General features: G+C 37.6%; 15 protein-coding genes and 1 pseudogene. 9 read left to right on the plus strand and 7 right to left on the minus strand.

The features are described 5' to 3' along the window. Positions 1-39 precede the first annotated feature (39 nt). From BW964_RS21915 to BW964_RS21925, 3 genes are all read right to left on the minus strand, one after another. Complete coding sequence (locus BW964_RS21915; RefSeq protein WP_076510697.1) at positions 40-1,263, minus strand: 3-phosphoshikimate 1-carboxyvinyltransferase; 1,224 nt, start codon at positions 1,261-1,263, stop codon at positions 40-42. An 88-nt stretch (positions 1,264-1,351) separates the two neighbouring features. Next, entirely contained in the window at positions 1,352-1,678 is a 327-nt protein-coding gene (locus BW964_RS21920; RefSeq protein WP_076510699.1) for a nucleotide pyrophosphohydrolase, read from the minus strand. Next, positions 1,678-3,087 carry a hypothetical protein gene (locus BW964_RS21925; RefSeq protein ID WP_076510701.1) on the minus strand — a complete coding sequence of 470 codons (1,410 nt, stop codon included), beginning with the start codon at positions 3,085-3,087 and terminating at the stop codon, positions 1,678-1,680. The genes BW964_RS21920 and BW964_RS21925 overlap by 1 nt, the downstream gene beginning before the upstream one ends. 181 nt (positions 3,088-3,268) lie before the next feature. On the opposite strand from BW964_RS21925, the gene BW964_RS21930 reads away from it, so the two are divergent. The 8 genes from BW964_RS21930 (at position 3,269) to BW964_RS21965 (ending at position 12,350) form a co-directional block, all read left to right on the plus strand. Further along, a complete protein-coding gene (locus BW964_RS21930; protein WP_076510703.1) occupies positions 3,269-3,520 on the plus strand; it encodes a type B 50S ribosomal protein L31 in 252 nt (83 codons plus the stop codon). A gap of 319 nt (positions 3,521-3,839) precedes the next feature. Beyond that, positions 3,840-5,000, plus strand: coding sequence for a GlmU family protein (locus BW964_RS21935; RefSeq protein WP_076510705.1), 1,161 nt, complete (start codon positions 3,840-3,842; stop codon positions 4,998-5,000). 445 nt (positions 5,001-5,445) lie between these two features. Next, complete coding sequence (locus BW964_RS21940; protein ID WP_076510727.1) at positions 5,446-5,955, plus strand: RNA polymerase sigma factor; 510 nt, start codon at positions 5,446-5,448, stop codon at positions 5,953-5,955. Further along, positions 5,930-6,601 carry a hypothetical protein gene (locus BW964_RS21945; RefSeq protein ID WP_185117130.1) on the plus strand — a complete coding sequence of 224 codons (672 nt, stop codon included), beginning with the start codon at positions 5,930-5,932 and terminating at the stop codon, positions 6,599-6,601. The genes BW964_RS21940 and BW964_RS21945 overlap by 26 nt, the downstream gene beginning before the upstream one ends. 67 nt (positions 6,602-6,668) lie before the next feature. Beyond that, complete coding sequence (locus tag BW964_RS21950) at positions 6,669-7,949, plus strand: DUF4252 domain-containing protein (protein WP_076510707.1); 1,281 nt, start codon at positions 6,669-6,671, stop codon at positions 7,947-7,949. Between the two features lie 13 nt (positions 7,950-7,962). Further along, positions 7,963-8,463: a DUF4252 domain-containing protein gene (locus BW964_RS21955; RefSeq protein WP_076510709.1), complete on the plus strand. Its 501-nt coding sequence runs from the start codon at positions 7,963-7,965 to the stop codon at positions 8,461-8,463. 195 nt (positions 8,464-8,658) lie between these two features. Beyond that, positions 8,659-10,119: an IMP dehydrogenase gene (gene guaB / locus BW964_RS21960; protein WP_076510711.1), complete on the plus strand. Its 1,461-nt coding sequence runs from the start codon at positions 8,659-8,661 to the stop codon at positions 10,117-10,119. Positions 10,120-10,475: 356 nt separating this feature from the next. Continuing rightward, positions 10,476-12,350, plus strand: a complete 1,875-nt coding sequence (locus tag BW964_RS21965; protein ID WP_076510713.1) for a zinc-dependent metalloprotease — start codon at positions 10,476-10,478, stop codon at positions 12,348-12,350. A 364-nt stretch (positions 12,351-12,714) separates the two neighbouring features. On the opposite strand, the gene BW964_RS21970 is transcribed toward BW964_RS21965, so the two are convergent. The 4 genes from BW964_RS21970 to BW964_RS21985 all read right to left on the minus strand — a co-directional run bounded on the left by BW964_RS21970 (position 12,715) and on the right by BW964_RS21985 (position 17,075). Further along, on the minus strand, positions 12,715-13,398 hold the full coding sequence (locus tag BW964_RS21970) for a T9SS type A sorting domain-containing protein (RefSeq protein ID WP_076510715.1): 684 nt from the start codon (positions 13,396-13,398) through the stop codon (positions 12,715-12,717). Positions 13,399-13,404: 6 nt separating this feature from the next. Beyond that, positions 13,405-13,995, minus strand: a complete 591-nt coding sequence (locus BW964_RS21975; protein ID WP_076510717.1) for a phage tail protein — start codon at positions 13,993-13,995, stop codon at positions 13,405-13,407. A gap of 114 nt (positions 13,996-14,109) precedes the next feature. Next, positions 14,110-15,990, minus strand: a complete 1,881-nt coding sequence (locus BW964_RS21980; RefSeq protein WP_076510719.1) for an AAA family ATPase — start codon at positions 15,988-15,990, stop codon at positions 14,110-14,112. A 14-nt stretch (positions 15,991-16,004) separates the two neighbouring features. Continuing rightward, positions 16,005-17,075, minus strand: a complete 1,071-nt coding sequence (locus BW964_RS21985; RefSeq protein ID WP_076510721.1) for a DUF4407 domain-containing protein — start codon at positions 17,073-17,075, stop codon at positions 16,005-16,007. A gap of 353 nt (positions 17,076-17,428) precedes the next feature. Between BW964_RS21985 and BW964_RS21990 the strand changes: the two are divergent. Further along, a pseudogene (locus BW964_RS21990) lies at positions 17,429-17,649 on the plus strand (T9SS type A sorting domain-containing protein); the annotation flags it as partial.

Below are 17,649 nucleotides of genomic sequence, written 5' to 3' on the forward strand. Positions count from 1 at the left end.
TACAACATTATTAAATCAACACATCAATACATTACCTGATTAACGGATCATGACGTCATCAAGATCTTTCCAGAACATCGGATAGGATTTTTCCACTACGTCTTCCTCTTCAATATTGAGTTCTTTAATGAGGCAGAACGGGGCAAAACTCATAGCCATCCTGTGATCCTGGTAAGTTCTGATGGAAATATTTTCTTCCGGTTCTCCAAAACTGACTGATTTGATGGTAAGGTCTGTGATCTCTGTCTCGGTACCCAGTTTTTTCAGCTCATTATATAAAGCCTGAAGTCTGTCCGTTTCTTTTACCCTTAAAGTTCCCAGTCCGGAAATTTCGAAAGGAATTTTTAATGCTGCGGCCGTTACGCAAAGGGTTTGGGCGATATCCGGGCAGTTGTTCATATCCAGAACAATTTTTTCCGGGAAAGAAAAGCCAGGTTCGGGTACAAGGGTAAGTTGATGCTCGTCTTCCGTGAAGCTGGTCTTGATGCCAAAAAAGTCTTCATAGATCTTGGCAATTGCAGAATCCCCCTGAGTAGAAGCTTTGTAAAAACTTTTCAGGTGGATGGTTTCTCTTCCCAGTGCACAGATAGAGTAGAAGTAAGAAGCAGAACTCCAGTCGCTTTCCACTTCATAATTTACGGTAGCCGACTCGCTGTTCACCTGAAATGGCTCCACTTTAATGGTATTTCCTTCAAAGCTGTTTTTAATTCCGAATTTGGTAAGAATATCCAGCGTCATTTCGATATAGGATCTTGAAGTGATTTTTCCCACCAGATTAATTTCCAGTCCGTTTTCCAGTTTCCCGGCAATCAGAAGGAGAGAGGTGATAAACTGGCTGGATATAGTAGCCGGGACATTCACCTGCTTTTGGGTAATCTTCTTTCCGGCAATCTTCAAAGGTGGGAAACCTTCGTTTTCTAAATATTCAATTTCTACCCCCAGATCTCTTAGGGCACTTACGAGATTTTTGATCGGCCTTTCCTTCATTCTTTTGGATCCTGTAAGAACGGTAGTTTTTCCTTCAAAAATAGAATAATAAGAGGCGAGGAAACGCATAGCGGTTCCTGCATGGTGGATGTCGACGGTTTCCGTATTTTCAGACAGGGCTTTTTTCAGCAACTGCGTATCCTGAGAATTGGATAGATTCCCGATCTGTATGTTTTTGAATAAACTTTCCAAAATCAACAAACGATTCGAAATACTTTTCGAACCGCTGATCTGAACTGTTTTATCTGCTGATAATTTTGATTTTTCTAACTTCATTGTTTCTTCAGATTAAAGACATCAGATGACAGGCATCAGACAACAGACCTGTCATAAGTCTGATATCTGGTGTCTACTATCTAGCATCTTATTTTAACTTCTCATTATTCTGGTGCCGCTCTTTATCGCGGTCAGTTTTAATCTTCATTTTTTTGTCGAAAGCATCCTGCAAATTGACTCCGGTTTGATTGGCCAGACATAACGTTACAAACAATACGTCTGCCAGCTCTTCCCCAAGGTCTTTGCTTTTATCACTTTCTTTCTCACTCTGTTCGCCATATCGTCTGGCTATGATTCTGGCTACTTCGCCTACCTCTTCGGTCAGCATAGCCATATTGGTCAGTTCATTAAAATAGCGGACACCAATGGTTTTGATCCATTCGTCGACCTGCTGTTGCAGTTGTGTGATTTCCATTATTGATAAGCTCCTAAAGTAGGGTTGGTGGTTCTGGATACATTGACAATATCAAGAGGTACGGTTCCTGCTACCGTTACATTTCCTTTTCCTCTGGCCGGAGATGCTGTTTTTACTCTCAAATTCATTTTAGCAGCAAAATAGTTAAGAAATTGAGGGTCTTCATTTTTGATGCTCTGTATTACCCTTACATTATTATCAAAAGGGAAGCCTGCTTCAGGTACCCCTGAGTATTTAATTACTGAGTTCTGGATCAGGAATTCAAACTGTTGTCCCGGGGTTTGCTCAAAATTAACAGAATTGTCCCGGTCAGAATAAACGATACTATTCCTGATATCAAGACGCTGAAGAGCTCCCTGTTCTGTAGTTCCGGCAGCATTTTTCCACTCATTGGCTGCTGTAATTCCGTTTCTGTTCAATGATCCCATTGTTCTGGAGTAGTTGGCAATAGTAGCATGGGTGTAGCTGTGGTTTCCTCCTCTGAAGATTCCGATACACGATTCCCCGCAATTATTCATGACCAAATTTTTAGCAGTCACGGTAGAACCTACCGCATAAATACCATATTCAAAGAAGGTATGGATAAATGAATTGCTGATATTTGCTGTATTCTGTTTCAGGTCTAGTCCTCTGGTTCCTCCGAAAAGTCTGGCAAAATTCATATTTAGATTAGAATTCGCTTCCATACGGATGGAGTTCCAGTTTTTAGGAAGAGTATCATGGTCCAGATCATTTCTGTCTCCACGAAGAATGACTTCATCGTTCAACGCTCCATTGATATTTAATGTAGCGCCTGTTGATACTTTCATACCGCTGTTGGTATGGAAGTAGACTTTGGTTCCCGGTTGGATATCCAGTATTATATTAGGATTGATCGTAAGGTCTCCGTAAATGATCTTAGCTTTGTTTTTGTTCCATGTAGTATTAGAGGTGATTACATTCGGATTGGTAGGAGTCTGGATGAAGAATTCCGCATCCTGGACAACCGAAAATAAAGTTACATGCTGCTGTCCTGCTCCGCTGTTGAACATAATTTTGTCTTCGGCAATAGCCTGCGGACCGGTAGCTTCAGGGGCTATTTCAACAAAAATATACATGCTGTCTTTCTTTCTTAAAGGCACATCTTTGAAATCGTAGCCTGGTTTTCCGTCTACATTGATCCTATATAATGATGCGCTTCCCTTTTCAAGATTGATTCTGGGAATCAAAACATCTTTGTCTTCATTATTATATACTTTTACTACATACGTTTCAGAACGTACCTGATGATAAACAGTGTCACAGAATACCGTGTCCCTCGAAAAACTTAACTGCTGTGAAGGCGCGTCAAAAGTAATATCGTCTTTATTACATGATACTGCTACAAGAAGCATCCAGAAAGAAAAAGCCAGTAATAGTTTGAATTTCATCGAAATTAAAGTTTAAATAGATTCCAAATTTAACGAAAATACTTTGAATTTCTTATCAATAAAAAAAATTGGATACAGTATTTGGATATTTAAAAAAATGTTGTATTTTTGCAGCCTAAAATTAGCAGAGAAATACCATTACTATTTCGAAAGCAAACTTTAATTTTTTAAAAATTGTATTATGAAAAAAGGAATCCACCCAGAAAATTATAGACTTGTTGTTTTCAAAGATATGAGTAACGACGACGTGTTTCTTTGTAAGTCTACTGCAGAAACAAAAGACAGTATTGAATTTGAAGGACAAGAATACCCATTGATCAAAATGGAAATCTCTTCAACTTCTCACCCTTTCTACACTGGTAAAGTGAAACTAGTTGACACAGCAGGTAGAGTTGATAAGTTTATGAACAAATACAAAAAATTCACTAAGTAATTTTTTGTTACCCAACATACTGAAGTCTCCCAATCAATTGGGAGACTTTTTTTTGTTGATAGATGTTAGAGATTAGAAGTTAGTTGGGTATGTTTTGTATTTATTTCTATCAATTGAAATTATATTCTTTTCAAACAGAAAGACACATATTTTCACTTGTGCTTTCATGATAAACTAACTTCTGACTTTTAACATCTAATTTCTCCATTCCCGCTATTTTCGTATTTTTGTTCTGAACAGAAATGATCCTGTCAATTGGTGGTTAACAATAAGACTTCCAAGTTTCAGTCTCTAATGTCTAATCTCTAACTTCTATACAATGCAATTAGTATTTTCAGATGCCCAGTATTGGGAAGATTTTCTTCCCCTTACCTTTACCCGTCCTGTAGCCGCCCTGCGATGCGGAATCCTGACTTTTTCTGAGCGATGGCAAAAGATCCTGGGAAATACCGAAGTTTCTTATTTTACCGAACACTATCTTCAGGATAAATTTAAAACTCCTGAAGACAAGGAAAGTCTTTTTCTGGTTACTAATTTTCTTCCTACAGAAACCGTAATTCAGCAGATCAAAGATCTTAAACTAGGCGAGGCGCTCGTTTATGAAGATGAACTGGTCGCTGCCAAAATCAATATGAAAGGTTTTTCTCTGAATCAGATTGAAAAGATGACGGATATTAAAGAAGAGCTGGTCTTTTTTAAAAAGCCGACAGATTTATTTACGTATAATCACCTGGCCATCGATTTTGATTTTGCTTTACTTACAGAAGGCAGAACTTCGCAGGAATTATCTTCTACCAATGGATTTTTAGGAGATAAAAAAGATCTGTTTATAGAAGAAGGAGCACACATCGAATTTTCTACCATCAATACAAAAACGGGAAAGATTTATATCGGAAAAAATGCTGAGGTGATGGAGGGTTGCAATCTTCGCGGACCGATTTCATTAGGAGATGATTCTAAATTTAATTTAGGCTCAAAAATTTACGGAGCAACTACAGTGGGACCTCACTGTAAAGTTGGGGGTGAAGTAAATAACATTATCATATTTGGGTATTCAAGCAAAGGCCATGAGGGGTTTGTCGGAAACTCTGTGATTGGTGAATGGTGTAATTTCGGAGCAGATACCAATTCTTCTAATCTTAAAAATAACTACAGCCACGTGAAACTATGGAATTACCGGACGAAAGCTTTTGAAGATACAGGGCTTCAGTTTGCCGGTCTGATCATGGGCGATCATTCCAAAACAGCGATCAATACCCAATTGAATACCGGAACTGTAATTGGCGTTGCTTCCAATATATTTAAACCTGGTTTTCCACCCAACCTCGTAGAAAACTTTTCTTGGGGTGGAGGTAAAGATGATGAAAGATTTAAATTGGACAAAGCCTACGAGGTAGCCGAAAGGGCAATGGCGAGAAGAAAAATACCTTTAACCGATGAAGACAAGTCTATCATGAAACATATTTTTGATACTTATTAATAGTAAAAGCCTCCATTTCGGAGGCTTTTATGTTATCAGATACAGATGATGTGAAAACTTATTTATTGTTCCATATAGATAATAGAGATTTTCACGGGCAATTATGGGTTACTATTCATGTTTAGCTCCATTAAATCTAAAAAAAATGTGCTACCTGTGAAATCCGTGGGATGGCAAAGAATATCCTTTCAGTTGATCTTAAAGGTTTAATCTATTTGAGAATTCTCAAATTTATTTGAATGAAAATTGGTGAAAACATTAAGATTTTGAAATTATCTTTCTAAAAAGAAAAAAAATAGGTATTTTTATAAAAATCATTGAAACGCTTTTGTAGAAGGGTTTTATGAGTATGCGGAAGATAGGTAATGCAGGAAATATCAATTTTTTTAAAGTATCATGTAATAGAATTAAGATTTTAATTGTCTTACTAATAGAAACAAAACTCATGACCCAAGAAACTTTCAAGAATACGGTGTTTATTCTCAAAGACGAGATGTATCGTTTTGCGAAAAGATTTGTGATGAGCAGTGATGAAGCGGAGGATGTGGTGCAGGACCTGATGATAAAATTCTGGCAGAAGAGGGAGGAGCTGGAGAAGTTTGGAAATTTAAAATCCTATGCTTTGAAGTCTGTCCGGAACGAATGCCTGAACCGCCTCAAGCACCACGATGTAAAGTTGGGATTTGCAGATTTGCAGCTTCACCGCTCAGAATTATACAGCATGGATATCAATAATCTGAAGGAGTATATTATAGGATTTATCAACCAGCTCCCGGAAAAACAGAAAATGGTGATCCATCTGAAGGATGTAGAAGAATATGAAGTCTCCGAAATCTCCGAAATGCTGGACATGGAAGAAAACGCAGTAAGAGTAAATCTGATGCGGGCGAGACAAAAAGTAAAAGAACAAATATCACAACTGATGAGCTATGAACAAAGATCAATTTCAGAATAAATACGACGAAATCTTCCAGGAGATCAAGGAAGAAAAAATGGACTGGAGTTTTGAAGATTTTCTTCAGAAAGCAGAAGCGGAAACTGCAGACTCTGGAACGAGTGAAGCACCCATTATCCCAATCCAGAAGAATAAACCTTCTTTCCCGAAATGGTTTTGGATGGCAGCGGGTCTGGTCCTGCTTTTCAGTGTTGGATTCTTCTTTAATGATTACACTACAGGGGTTACTGAAAAAGAACAATTCGTGAAAAATGAGGTTTTAAAACAGAAATCCAAATTTATAGAAGAGAATAATGACCACCAGGAACAGGTTGCATTAAATCATACTGATTCTATTTCCGGGGCCAAGAAGGATTCTGTATTTCAGGAAAATTCAGTGGCAGAAAAAGACGTCATGGATGAAATTCTACCGAAAAGAGGGAGGCTGAAAAAAGAAATGAAGCCGAGATTCGTCAATAATTCCTCTCTTAATAACAAAGATGCAAAAGATTCTACAGGCTATAAGAATTCATATGTGATTGTAAATGGCAAAAGGATCGATAATGTAGAAGAAGCCATTAATGTGACTAAGTATTCATTCCAGATATTTGCAAATAACGTAAGTGAAAAATTAGCTCAGCCTACAGTGGTAGATGACGATTATTAATAAAAAAAACAGATGATGCACCTGATCAGGCAAAAGTAATCAGCTCTAAAAAAATAAAAATTGACTCATGAAAAAAATATTCATAATATTCGCACTTGCTTTTTCCCATTTTTTTATGGTGTCCGGGCAAAGCGATAAGTTCGACAGACTTTTTGAGAAATATCAGGAAGTGGAGGGAGTAACCTCTATTAAAATTGCTAAACCTATGTTCAGCATGCTCAGCAGTCTTAATATTGACGATTCGCAGCTGGATCAGATCAAGCCGCTATTGTCTAAAATAAACGGATTAAAAATTCTGATCACCGAAAATCCGGAGAAAGCGAATACGAAAGAAGGAATTCAGGTCCAGACTCATCTTTCACAGCTTAACAAAGATGTGGCATCCTATTTAAAAACACTGAATTATAGTGAGATCATGTCCGTTAATAATTCCGGAGCAAAGATTAAATTTCTTTCCGCGGAAGCAAAAGACGGGATCCTGGATGACCTGCTGTTAAGCATTGATGGAGGAAAAGGAGAGAATATTCTCGTCATGCTGGATGGAAAACTGTCGATGGATGATGTGAACAAGATCATCAATTCCAGCGAAACAAAAACCAATTCTGTAACCCATACAAGAACTAGCTTTACCTCCGAGAGTAATTCTTCGTACCTGAACGGAGAGGCCAGAAATGTAGGCGAGTTTTCAGGAATTAGTGTAAGCACCGGCGTGAATGTAGTTTTTAAACAGGAAAGTCCTACCAATGTGAAGGTCATTGCAGATGCTGATAAACTTCAGTACGTGATTACAAAGGTGGAAAACGGAGTTTTGAAAGTATATATAGATAATAAAGGGCAAAAAAATCTGAGATTTAAAAACTTAAGTGTTAATATTTCTTCGCCAAGAATGGATAATATCAAAGCCTCGTCAGGAGCTAACTTCAGTGTGGTAAATTCTATAAAAGAAAACAGCTTGAATATTGATGCTTCTTCCGGAGCGAATGTTAAGGGAGATTTTAAAATCACCAACGCAGTGGAAATCGCGGCTTCTTCAGGTTCAAATATCAGAGTAGGAGTTACAGCGACATCTGTTATGGTAAAGGCTTCCAGCGGATCCAATGCGGCCATTGAAGGAAAAGCTAATTCAGGAATAATAGACATCAGCAGCGGCGCTTTGTGTAAAGCAGACGAACTAAAACTGGATAATCTTGAAGCGGAGGCTACCTCCGGAGGAAATCTTTCTGTGAATGTTTCCAGCAGACTTAAGGTAAGGGCTTCTTCAGGAGGATTGGTAAAATATAAAGGAAGACCAGAAATAGAAGCTAATATCAGCAAAACATCAGGAGGAACTCTGAAACCTATAGATTAAAAAATTGACAGCCATGAAAACTTTAATAAATTTTTTTATAGGAATTTTAGCAGTGCTTATGCTACAGTCGTGCATTGTTTCAGGAAGACCGAATATCGATTTCTTTAAACAGTCCGGACACCATTATAAAGAAGCAAAATTTGCAAGTTTCAATGTCCCTGTATTTCTGGCAAAACCTTTTATTAAAAAGGCATTGAGAGAAGATGGTGAAAGTGAGGAAGTCATTGCGCTGATCAAGAAAATCTCAAAGATCAAAGTAATGACGGTAGATAACGGGAGCAAAGCCATGCTGAATGATTATTCCAAATATTTAAACAATAATGATTTTGAAGACTGGGCAACCATCAGACATGACGGAGAAAATGTCAATGTAAGAGTAAAACAGAACGGAGAAACCATCAAGAATATGATGATCACCGTAAATTCAGATAAAGAATTGGTTTTCGTTGATGTGAGAGGAAATTTTACAGCAGATGATATTTCAAAGGTAATCAACGCGGCTACGGATAAGTAATTTCCATTGCGATTCAAAGTAGCCTGAAAGATATATCAAGTAGTTTCATACTACACTAATTATTTTGTACAGAAAGACCGTTCTTTATAAGAGCGGTTTTTCGATTTAAGTTATTGATTATTAATTTTTATTTAAACTATTGAAAAGGATTTTCATATCTCGCTGAAATAACCTAATTTTGCAAAGAAAGTAAAGATGTCTATTCATAACAAAATTGTAGAGACAGCCATCACTTTCGATGACGTTCTTCTAGTCCCTTCTTATTCAGAAGTTTTACCTAATCAGGTATCATTAAAATCAAGACTTACCGACAAAATCACGCTGAATGTTCCGATAGTTTCTGCTGCGATGGACACAGTTACTGAAGGAGATCTGGCTATTGCTTTGGCAAGAGTGGGTGGTCTAGGTTTCATCCACAAAAACATGACGATTGCTGAGCAAGCTGCACAGGTTAACCGTGTAAAACGTTCCGAAAACGGAATGATCTCTGATCCCGTTACCCTTTCAAAAGATCATACTTTAGCTGAAGCTAAGGAAACAATGGCCAAATATAAAATTTCCGGTCTTCCTGTAGTAGATGCTGATAATGTACTGATCGGGATCATTACCAACAGAGATGTAAAATATCAGGAAAACCTTGAGATGAAGGTTGAAGAGATCATGACGAAAGAAAATCTGATCACTTCTGATAAAAATACAAACCTTGAGAAAGCAAAGGAAATTCTTCTTAAAAGCAGAGTTGAAAAACTTCCGATCGTAGATCAGGATAACAAACTGGTAGGATTAATTACGATTAAAGATATTGACAATCAACTGGAATATCCGAATTCGAATAAAGATCACAAAGGGCGTCTTATTGTAGGAGCCGGAGTAGGAGTGGGAGAAGACACGATGGATAGAATCGCAGCGCTGGTGAATGCTGGTGTTGATATTGTAGCTATTGATTCTGCTCACGGTCACTCTAAAGGTGTTCTAGATAAAATTTCAGAAATCAGAAGAACGTATCCCGATCTGGATATCGTAGGAGGAAATATTGTAACGGCAGAAGCGGCAAAAGATCTTATTGAAGCGGGTGCTAATGTTCTTAAAGTAGGGGTTGGACCAGGTTCCATCTGTACAACAAGAGTTGTTGCAGGAGTAGGTGTTCCTCAGTTATCTGCTATTTATAATGTGTATGAATATGCAGCATCCAAGAACGTAACCGTGATCGCTGACGGAGGAATCAAACTTTCCGGAGATATCGTAAAAGCTATTGCAAGTGGAGCAGGAGCAGTAATGCTGGGCTCTCTTTTAGCCGGAACAGATGAGGCTCCGGGAGAAGAAATTATTTTCCAGGGGAGAAAATTCAAGTCTTATCAGGGAATGGGAAGTCTTTCCGCCATGAAAAGAGGAGGAAAAGAAAGATATTTCCAAAGTGAGGCTAAAAAATTCGTTCCCGAAGGAATTGAAGGAAGAGTACCACACAAAGGAAAACTGGAAGATGTGATTTTCCAGCTTACCGGAGGATTAAGAGCAGGGATGGGATACTGTGGCGCTAAAGATATTGAAGCGTTACAGAAAGACACCAAAATGGTTATGATTACCGGAAGTGGTTTGAAAGAATCTCATCCGCATGATGTAATTATTACTCAGGAAGCTCCGAATTATTCTTTTTAGAATTTTAAGCTAAATATAAAAATAGGCTGCGCAGATTTTGTGCAGCCTATTTTTATGATAAGACCATAAGATATTTAAACTAACTGTAAATTTTTAATCTGTAATTGATGTGCAGTCGTGTAATTCTCACTTTCTATTTTGTTGTAGAATTTTATTCTGTTTTGTTTTAATTTTAATTAATTTTTTATTATTTAAGTATTGTGTTTTTTAATCGAAATATTATCTTTTTATTAAAAAACCTTTAAATATTTGTAACAAAATCTATTTTTTTCTACTAATGTGTAATATATTTATGATTACTTTTTTTAGAGTAATAATAAAGCATTAATAAAATCTATAATTTAAATCGTAAAAGTATGAAGAAAATTTTCCTTTGTGGAGTTGTACTGTTTTCTCTTTCAGTGTCAGCACAACAAAAAAAAGATTGGTGTGATTTTGATGCCGAACAGCGAGGACGCCAAAAAGAGAATCAGGAAATTGATGACATTATTTACAAGATCAGTAATCAGATTATTAGAGATAAGAAAAGTGGTGTTACTAATAATGGGACTCCCTTTAAAACAGTCAATGGAGTTTATGAAATTCCCGTAGTCGTTCACGTGATAGTACCTACAGGGTCAGCTATTGGAACTGCATACAACAAAAGTGATGAGCAGATTCAAGCATGGCTGGATCATTGTAATCAAATGTATGCAGGGACGTATCAGTGGCCTCAGGGGCTTCCCGGAGATTTTGGAACTGCTGCTACCATGCCTATCAAATTAGTATTGGCTAAAAGAGATCCAAATTGTAATGCAACTACCGGTATTGTCAGATATAACGGAGGAAGTCTAACTGGTTATGACAGCTTTGGAGTAAAACGTAATGGAAATGACGGTGTTACAACTGCCCAGGTAAAAACAATTGCGCCTCATTGGCCTGAAGCTTCCTATTTTAATATTTATATTATGAATAAGGTAGACGGCGGTGGCGGTTATGGTATTATGGGGTGGGCTGGTCTTCCTCAAAATGTAAATTCTGCGTATGAGTCATTTATGAAATCTTTCGTAGTGACTCTGCCAAATGATATTACTTTAGCACATGAATTCGGACACAGTATGGGGCTTCTTCATACTTTTGGTACCGCTAATGCAGAACCGCCTGCAGGTACTGCTTTAACAACTTATTGTCCTTCACAGCCTAATAATGACTGTAGCAGAGATGATGATGGAGTATGTGATACAGAAAGATCAAGGAGTATGTTAAGTGACTTTCCTGCACTTACCAATAATGATATGAATTATTGTACTGGAGTGAATTACCAGGGAGTTCAGTACAATATGATGAACTATACGAATCCTAAGGCCTTCAAATTTACCGATGGACAGCATGACAGGGCAGCAAAATATTTCTTTTTAATGAGAGGCTCCCTGAGTACTTCACTAGGAGGAACAGTTCCTGCAGTAACTTCCAATATTGGAACTCCTATTTCATCATGCTCACCAAGTGGTTTGGCAAATGCAGCTTCAAACAACTATTTCGTGGGACCTACTTTGGTGAAATTAGGAAATATTAATAATGCTTCTACAGGAGTTTGGGGTAATGGGGCAAACTATTACGAAGATTATACAGGAGCAAGCTGTCTTAGGGCGACTACCACTCAGCTTTTAGTGAGCCAGGCTCAAAACCTACAGGTAAATGTTTCAGATGAAGGAAATTCTGTTCGTGCCTGGATTGATTTCAACAATAATGGAAGTTTTGAGACTTCTGAATTAATTGGGACAGGTGATAATGTGGCAATGGACCCTACGACGCTTATAGGTATTTTTAATGCGACATTTACAGCGCCATCATCCACTGTGATGGATACTCCATTGAGAATGAGAGTAATCGTTGATTATGAAAATGCGAATATTACCCCTTGTGGACAGCTTAAATGGGGACAGGCAGAAGATTATACAGTTAAATTTGTCAATGCTTTAGGAACAAGTGAAGTAAAAGCAGATAATAATGATCTTGTGATCTATCCTAATCCGGTTGCGACAGGGGAAAATGTATTTATCAAAGCTAAAAACGGAAAAGATTTAAAAGTTTCCATTTCCGATATGTCAGGAAGAGTGGTATCCAGTCCATCGTTATCTGATGAAGGAAACGGGCTTTACAAAATAAACCAACAGCTTGAAAAAGGAGTTTATATGGTTCAGATTTCCAATGGAAAAGACGTGAAAACATCTAAACTGATCATTAAATAATTTTTTTAATCTTGTAAAAACTTGAATGCCTCCTGTTTTGGGGGCATTTTTCATTACATTATTGTCAGTTAATTTTAATGAATCGATATCTCCGCTTAATCACAGCATTAAGAAACCTTCCTTTTCATCCGGTCTGCCTGAACTCTTTCAGAAACAACAAACGACACTTTGAGATCGTCATCAAAAGCTCCTGACTCATACAAATTCGTAGGATATCGGTCTCCGGAAAGTAGATCTGATTATAGACATCACTTGATAGCATAGTATAGAGCCGTTAAGAAATATTCCTAATAAGAAAAATAGCCTTCAGGCAATTCTGAAGGCTATATCAATAATCAATTAATGCTATATTGGCATTGTATTTTTATTTTTTCACGAACTTAAATTCATGAGATTCGAAATTTTTAGTGCTAACTCTTAAAATGTAAACACCAGAAGAAAGCTGAGAAACATCAATTTTTTGATCAAATGCTTCTGATTGTACCAATCTTCCATCTACATTATAAATTTGGATAGTCTGCCCGTTATCGATTCCTGAAATACGAATAATATCGGAAACAGGATTAGGAAAAATTTGAATTTTAGATTTTGTAACATCCACTGTTGCAAGTGAAGAGCTGCTTACATCTCCTGTCATGGTAGAGTTGGTACCGGTAAGATTACCTCCGCACTGTCCGCCTGTTACCGTTGTGTTTTCTACCCATAATCCAAATGTATTGCTTGGTGGTTTTGAACTGGCGCCGTTTCCTGTTGAGTTGTAATAAATCAGATTGGGATTGACAAAAGTTCCATTACCTGTATCTGCAAGAAATTCCCATCTGGTAAGCGCATTATTCCACTGAATTTTAAACTCGCAGCTTCCTAATCCGCCACAGGGCTGCCCATCAACCGGTGTTGTGATGTAGATATTTTTATTGTACGCATCAACTCCGCTTTTCGTAAAAACAAAGTTCTGGTTGTCAAACAAATTATAGCATCCTTTGAAAGTAATGGTCTGCGCGGCCATTGAACTTCCAAGAGCTAAGGCTAATAAGTATAGAGTTTTCATAACTTATTAATTAAAAGATGGATAAACACCCTGCGTTGCAATGATGCATCTCATGGTAAGGAAAGGAGATCTGTTTTCGTGAGGCTGATTTCCTCCCGTCGGATTGATCATTGTTGACTTCATCGTAGTATTGGCAGCAGCATCAGAATATTCCTTATCTAAAAGTTTGGTGTCAGCAGGAAGGCTGTTGGTAGGGACGTTCTGATTTCCTTCGCTCGTTACAGCGTTTACCGTATGAGAGTGGGAAGGCATTTCCTGTTGAGTTAAAGTAACAGATTCGCTGCCTCCCGTCTGTCCTACGACATAGTTGTTAGCGCTACCGACACCCATTCCATAAGAAATAGGAACTCTTCCTCTCATGTCTGGTAATGCAAAATTAGTCGTTCCGTTTCCTCCGAAGGTTGTTCCTAGTAAAGAGAAAAGAGCTTGGTTTTGAGCGATAGACATAAGTTGACCGTTGCAGTCTGCCCATCCAATGGGAGTTCTGTTATATGGGACAAAAATAATTTGCCCTAGGTAAGGGTCCATTTGTGCTTTTAAAGAGGACGTGAATGCACCGCTTACAAGTAGCGTGAATGCTAGAATCAAGTTTTTCATGATGATTAGTTTAAGTGGTGTAAAATTATAAAATATTTTATATAAAATTATTATATAAACAAAAAACCTTTCAGAATTAACCGAAAGGTAAGATTTTATTAATATATATTGTTGTTATGTTGGGTTTTTCATCTGCGAGTTGAGCATCTGATGGTAATCTGCAATATGGAGATAACCTTCTTCTTTTATACTTACATCAAGCTGATATTTTCTTGCTGTTTCATAGATTTCTTTAGGCAGCATACTTCCTTTTCTACTGAGTTCAATGCTCATGTCTTTTAGAAGATGTAAATGAAGGACCAGATCTTCTCTTGTTTTTTGGGCAAGATCCTGAATAAGCTTTTCAATCTTTTTATCGGTAATGTCATGCTGCATACGGTGTGGATAATCCTCAAGGCTATAAGCTGCCTGATACTCTTCATCAAATCCATATTTTCTGATATAATCTGCAGCGAGTGCCGTGGCCTGCTCTCTGTCGTGGCTTCTTCCTATGCTTGCATTATTTTCACCAAATACAATTTCTTCTGCAATACCTCCTGCAAGATAAATTTTAATTCTGTCCAGAAGGCTTTCCTTAGTGTCATGAATCTGATGAGGAAAGGTAAATCCTGCTGCGTAGCTGCTTGCAACTTTGCTCTTCAGCTGTAGTGGGGCAAAACCGGTGTAAAGCATATAGGAAATAGCATGTCCACATTCATGGACGCTGATGTTGGCCACTGCATCCTGCTGATTAGACTGGCGTATGCTGTCTATCCTTCCTGTGTAAGGAATGCTAATGATGCGTTTTCCCACTTTTCCGGAAATCGTTTTTTCTTTTACCAGATAGTCGATTTCTATTGTCTTGTCTTCATTGATGATGGCTTCGAAGAGGAATTTACTGAGGTTCGTGTCCAAAATATCAACAACACTGCTGAAAACAGGACGTACCCCTTGAACCGGGAAAACTCCGTTTCTGTAAATCAGTTCATTAATGTTTTTAGTGATCTTTAAGCTGATCCCGAATTTTGACTTTGTTTTCGTTTTAAGATTATTGATTTCTCTTTGAACCAACTGCTGAAAATCTTCTGTCTTTAATGAAAAATAGATCAGATGGATATTGCCAAATCGGGCTACCTGCTCCGGTCTGAATTTTCTGGACAATGCGTTTTTGATATCCACAACTGTGATTTTCTTCGTGAAGGCATGGTAAATATTGGCATCAATATCGGCTTCGCTGGTTTCACGGGACATCTGAAAAGCCTCATCCAGATTTCCACTGATGATGATCAGCATCTTGCTGTAGTCTACCGGCTCATAGATCTTCTTTTCCTTTTGTTTTTTGAGAATCAGTTTGATCATATCTTCCTCTTTCATATCAATGATGCTCATCACATCATCTTCCATGCTGAGGTATTTCTTCAGTTCCTTGGCATCCCAAAGATTCAGGTAAGGATTTTCATCCATTTCTGCTTCACCGTTCAGTTTACGACGGTCATTTTCCTTTTTGCGAAGGAGATACGAAAACAGGTAATGCTCCAGGTCGTCGCGTTCCCTTCTGCTGAGTCGGCCATCGCTTAAAAGCTCCCAGAAATCGGTAAACTTTGTCTGGGGTACGGGAGTGCCATCTGGATCAATTGTATTAAATCGCTGGATCTCATCGAAGAGTACAATGCTGGGTTTTTCATCATTGAGGCGGTTGCTTTGAAGAATATCTGAAACACTTTTGCTCCATGTCGTTTCATCGCTATTGCTCAATTCAATCTCTGCAAAACGGTTTTGGAATTCCAAAAACCGGACGGTTTTGCGGATAAGATCTGTCTTGCCTACACCGGTCATTCCCCATAGATTGATCACTACAGGACGTGTCAGGATTTCAGGCATCAGGTACCAGATCTGAATGTATTCCATTAAATCATCAATAATCTTATCAATTCCGATGAATTCTTTTTTCAGGAATGCCTTGCAGTCGTCCAGCTTTTTCTTTTTCTTCTGGATCTCTTCTTTATCAATAATCATGCGTGAAAAATACGCTATTTTTTTAAATTATCCTTAAAATCATCAATTCTGAAATCAGTAAGGGCGTTTCCTTTTTCAATTTTTTCTTTAGCGTAAAGTCTGAAGTCGTTTTCTGTCTTTTCTAACAGATGATCATAAGGTCCTACATGGGAAATCAATTTAACCAAAACCGGAGAGATCTCAAGGCAGATAAAAAGTCCCATAATAAATGCCGCAGCCAATCCGATAATCGGTGAATTCTTTCCAAGCTCGTCCAGTGCCTGAAGTCTTGCTGCAAAACCATTAAATTTATCCTCAAACGTTTCTGATGATTTTCTTTCCGTTTCAAGATTCGTATAAACTTTAGAGATCTCTTTATCTAAATATTCCACTCTCGAGGCATTCTGTTTCTGAAAATTCTCCAGATCCAGACGGCGTTGTTCCTTGAGTTCCTGCTTGCGTTTTGCATTAGGACCATATCCTTCTTTTCCACTGGTCAGGCCGGATTGTTTTCCAAGGATTTCTTTTTCAAGTTCTACAGCCGCTGAGTCATAGGCTTTCTGGTACTGGATGGTCTTTTCAGCGATTTGTTTTTTTTCGGTTTCAAAAGGTCCGCTTTGTTGCAGAATCCGGCCACTCATTTCACCCTCAAGCTGTTTTTTATTTCGTTGAATAATGGTATTTAATTGTTTATTGACTTCTTTTTCAAAAATTTTAAGCTCTAGCGGTTTTGAAATAATAATTCCTAAAAACGTAGCTAGAATAAGACGGGGAACTGCCATCAAAATCTGATTCCACCAGGTTCCTGTTTTTTTGATCGATGAAACTATATAGCGGTCTAGATTAAAAATCATCAATCCCCATAGAATGCCAAATCCTATGGAAGTCCATATATTATCAAATACCGTATACATGGCATATCCTGCAGATAGAGTAGCAAAAACTGCCGTAAACAATACAATACCTCCAATTCCTGAAAATTTATTCCATTCACTGGGAGTCTTTCTTAAAATATGAATGTTTCCTCCGGAGCACACCATCAGAAACTTCTGGAACCAGTTTATATTATGATTCGCTTGATTTATAGTTTGTTGGTTTGTTTTCATACTGAAAATTTATACAAATGTAATACTAAAAATCATACCAATGTAAAAGATAGTATTATGTTTTGCCAAGTAATTGAGTGTTTTGATTTAATTCATTGATTAACATTGTATTATTTTGATTGTGATGGAAGATTGATTTTTGAACATTTTGTTTAAAATACGTCAAGTTTTGTCGTTGCAACGGGCTAGTTTTGTTTTAAATAAATGAAAAAATATTTCATGAACGAATATAACCCAGTGAATTGATGAAGTCAAGATTAAATCTTCTATCTGGGACTTGCAAGTGTGTTAAGAATTGTTAAATTTGCGCTGTAATTTTATAAAAACTAACATTAACTCAAATACACAAATAGATGAAGAAATTCTACTCTGGTGCATTAGCCTTATGCACTATTCTTGGACTGTCTGCTCAGGAAGTATTGTGGCAAAAAGATATCACATCCTCCACGCAGGATTTCTTAAGCCAGGTTACCACAACCATTGATCAGCAGTATCTTATTTCTGGAAGCAGTATTCAAAGCGATAAGCTGAAGGCTGGGAGCAGTAAAAAGAATAGTGGGTATGATTTTCACCT

It is taken from the genome of Chryseobacterium shigense (assembly GCF_900156575.1).
In the GTDB taxonomy this organism is placed as follows: domain Bacteria; phylum Bacteroidota; class Bacteroidia; order Flavobacteriales; family Weeksellaceae; genus Chryseobacterium; species Chryseobacterium shigense.

Excerpts from the sequence above, each read along its gene's own strand:
- BW964_RS21915 (WP_076510697.1), bottom strand. The coding sequence starts at position 1,263 with ATGAAGTTAGAAAAATCAAAATTATCAGCAGATAAAACAGTTCAGATC.
- BW964_RS21920 (WP_076510699.1), bottom strand. The coding sequence starts at position 1,678 with ATGGAAATCACACAACTGCAACAGCAGGTCGACGAATGGATCAAAACC.
- BW964_RS21925 (WP_076510701.1), bottom strand. The coding sequence starts at position 3,087 with ATGAAATTCAAACTATTACTGGCTTTTTCTTTCTGGATGCTTCTTGTA.
- BW964_RS21930 (WP_076510703.1), top strand. The coding sequence starts at position 3,269 with ATGAAAAAAGGAATCCACCCAGAAAATTATAGACTTGTTGTTTTCAAA.
- BW964_RS21935 (WP_076510705.1), top strand. The coding sequence starts at position 3,840 with ATGCAATTAGTATTTTCAGATGCCCAGTATTGGGAAGATTTTCTTCCC.
- BW964_RS21940 (WP_076510727.1), top strand. The coding sequence starts at position 5,446 with ATGACCCAAGAAACTTTCAAGAATACGGTGTTTATTCTCAAAGACGAG.
- BW964_RS21945 (WP_185117130.1), top strand. The coding sequence starts at position 5,930 with ATGAACAAAGATCAATTTCAGAATAAATACGACGAAATCTTCCAGGAG.
- BW964_RS21950 (WP_076510707.1), top strand. The coding sequence starts at position 6,669 with ATGAAAAAAATATTCATAATATTCGCACTTGCTTTTTCCCATTTTTTT.
- BW964_RS21955 (WP_076510709.1), top strand. The coding sequence starts at position 7,963 with ATGAAAACTTTAATAAATTTTTTTATAGGAATTTTAGCAGTGCTTATG.
- guaB (WP_076510711.1), top strand. The coding sequence starts at position 8,659 with ATGTCTATTCATAACAAAATTGTAGAGACAGCCATCACTTTCGATGAC.
- BW964_RS21965 (WP_076510713.1), top strand. The coding sequence starts at position 10,476 with ATGAAGAAAATTTTCCTTTGTGGAGTTGTACTGTTTTCTCTTTCAGTG.
- BW964_RS21970 (WP_076510715.1), bottom strand. The coding sequence starts at position 13,398 with ATGAAAACTCTATACTTATTAGCCTTAGCTCTTGGAAGTTCAATGGCC.
- BW964_RS21975 (WP_076510717.1), bottom strand. The coding sequence starts at position 13,995 with ATGAAAAACTTGATTCTAGCATTCACGCTACTTGTAAGCGGTGCATTC.
- BW964_RS21980 (WP_076510719.1), bottom strand. The coding sequence starts at position 15,990 with ATGATTATTGATAAAGAAGAGATCCAGAAGAAAAAGAAAAAGCTGGAC.
- BW964_RS21985 (WP_076510721.1), bottom strand. The coding sequence starts at position 17,075 with ATGAAAACAAACCAACAAACTATAAATCAAGCGAATCATAATATAAAC.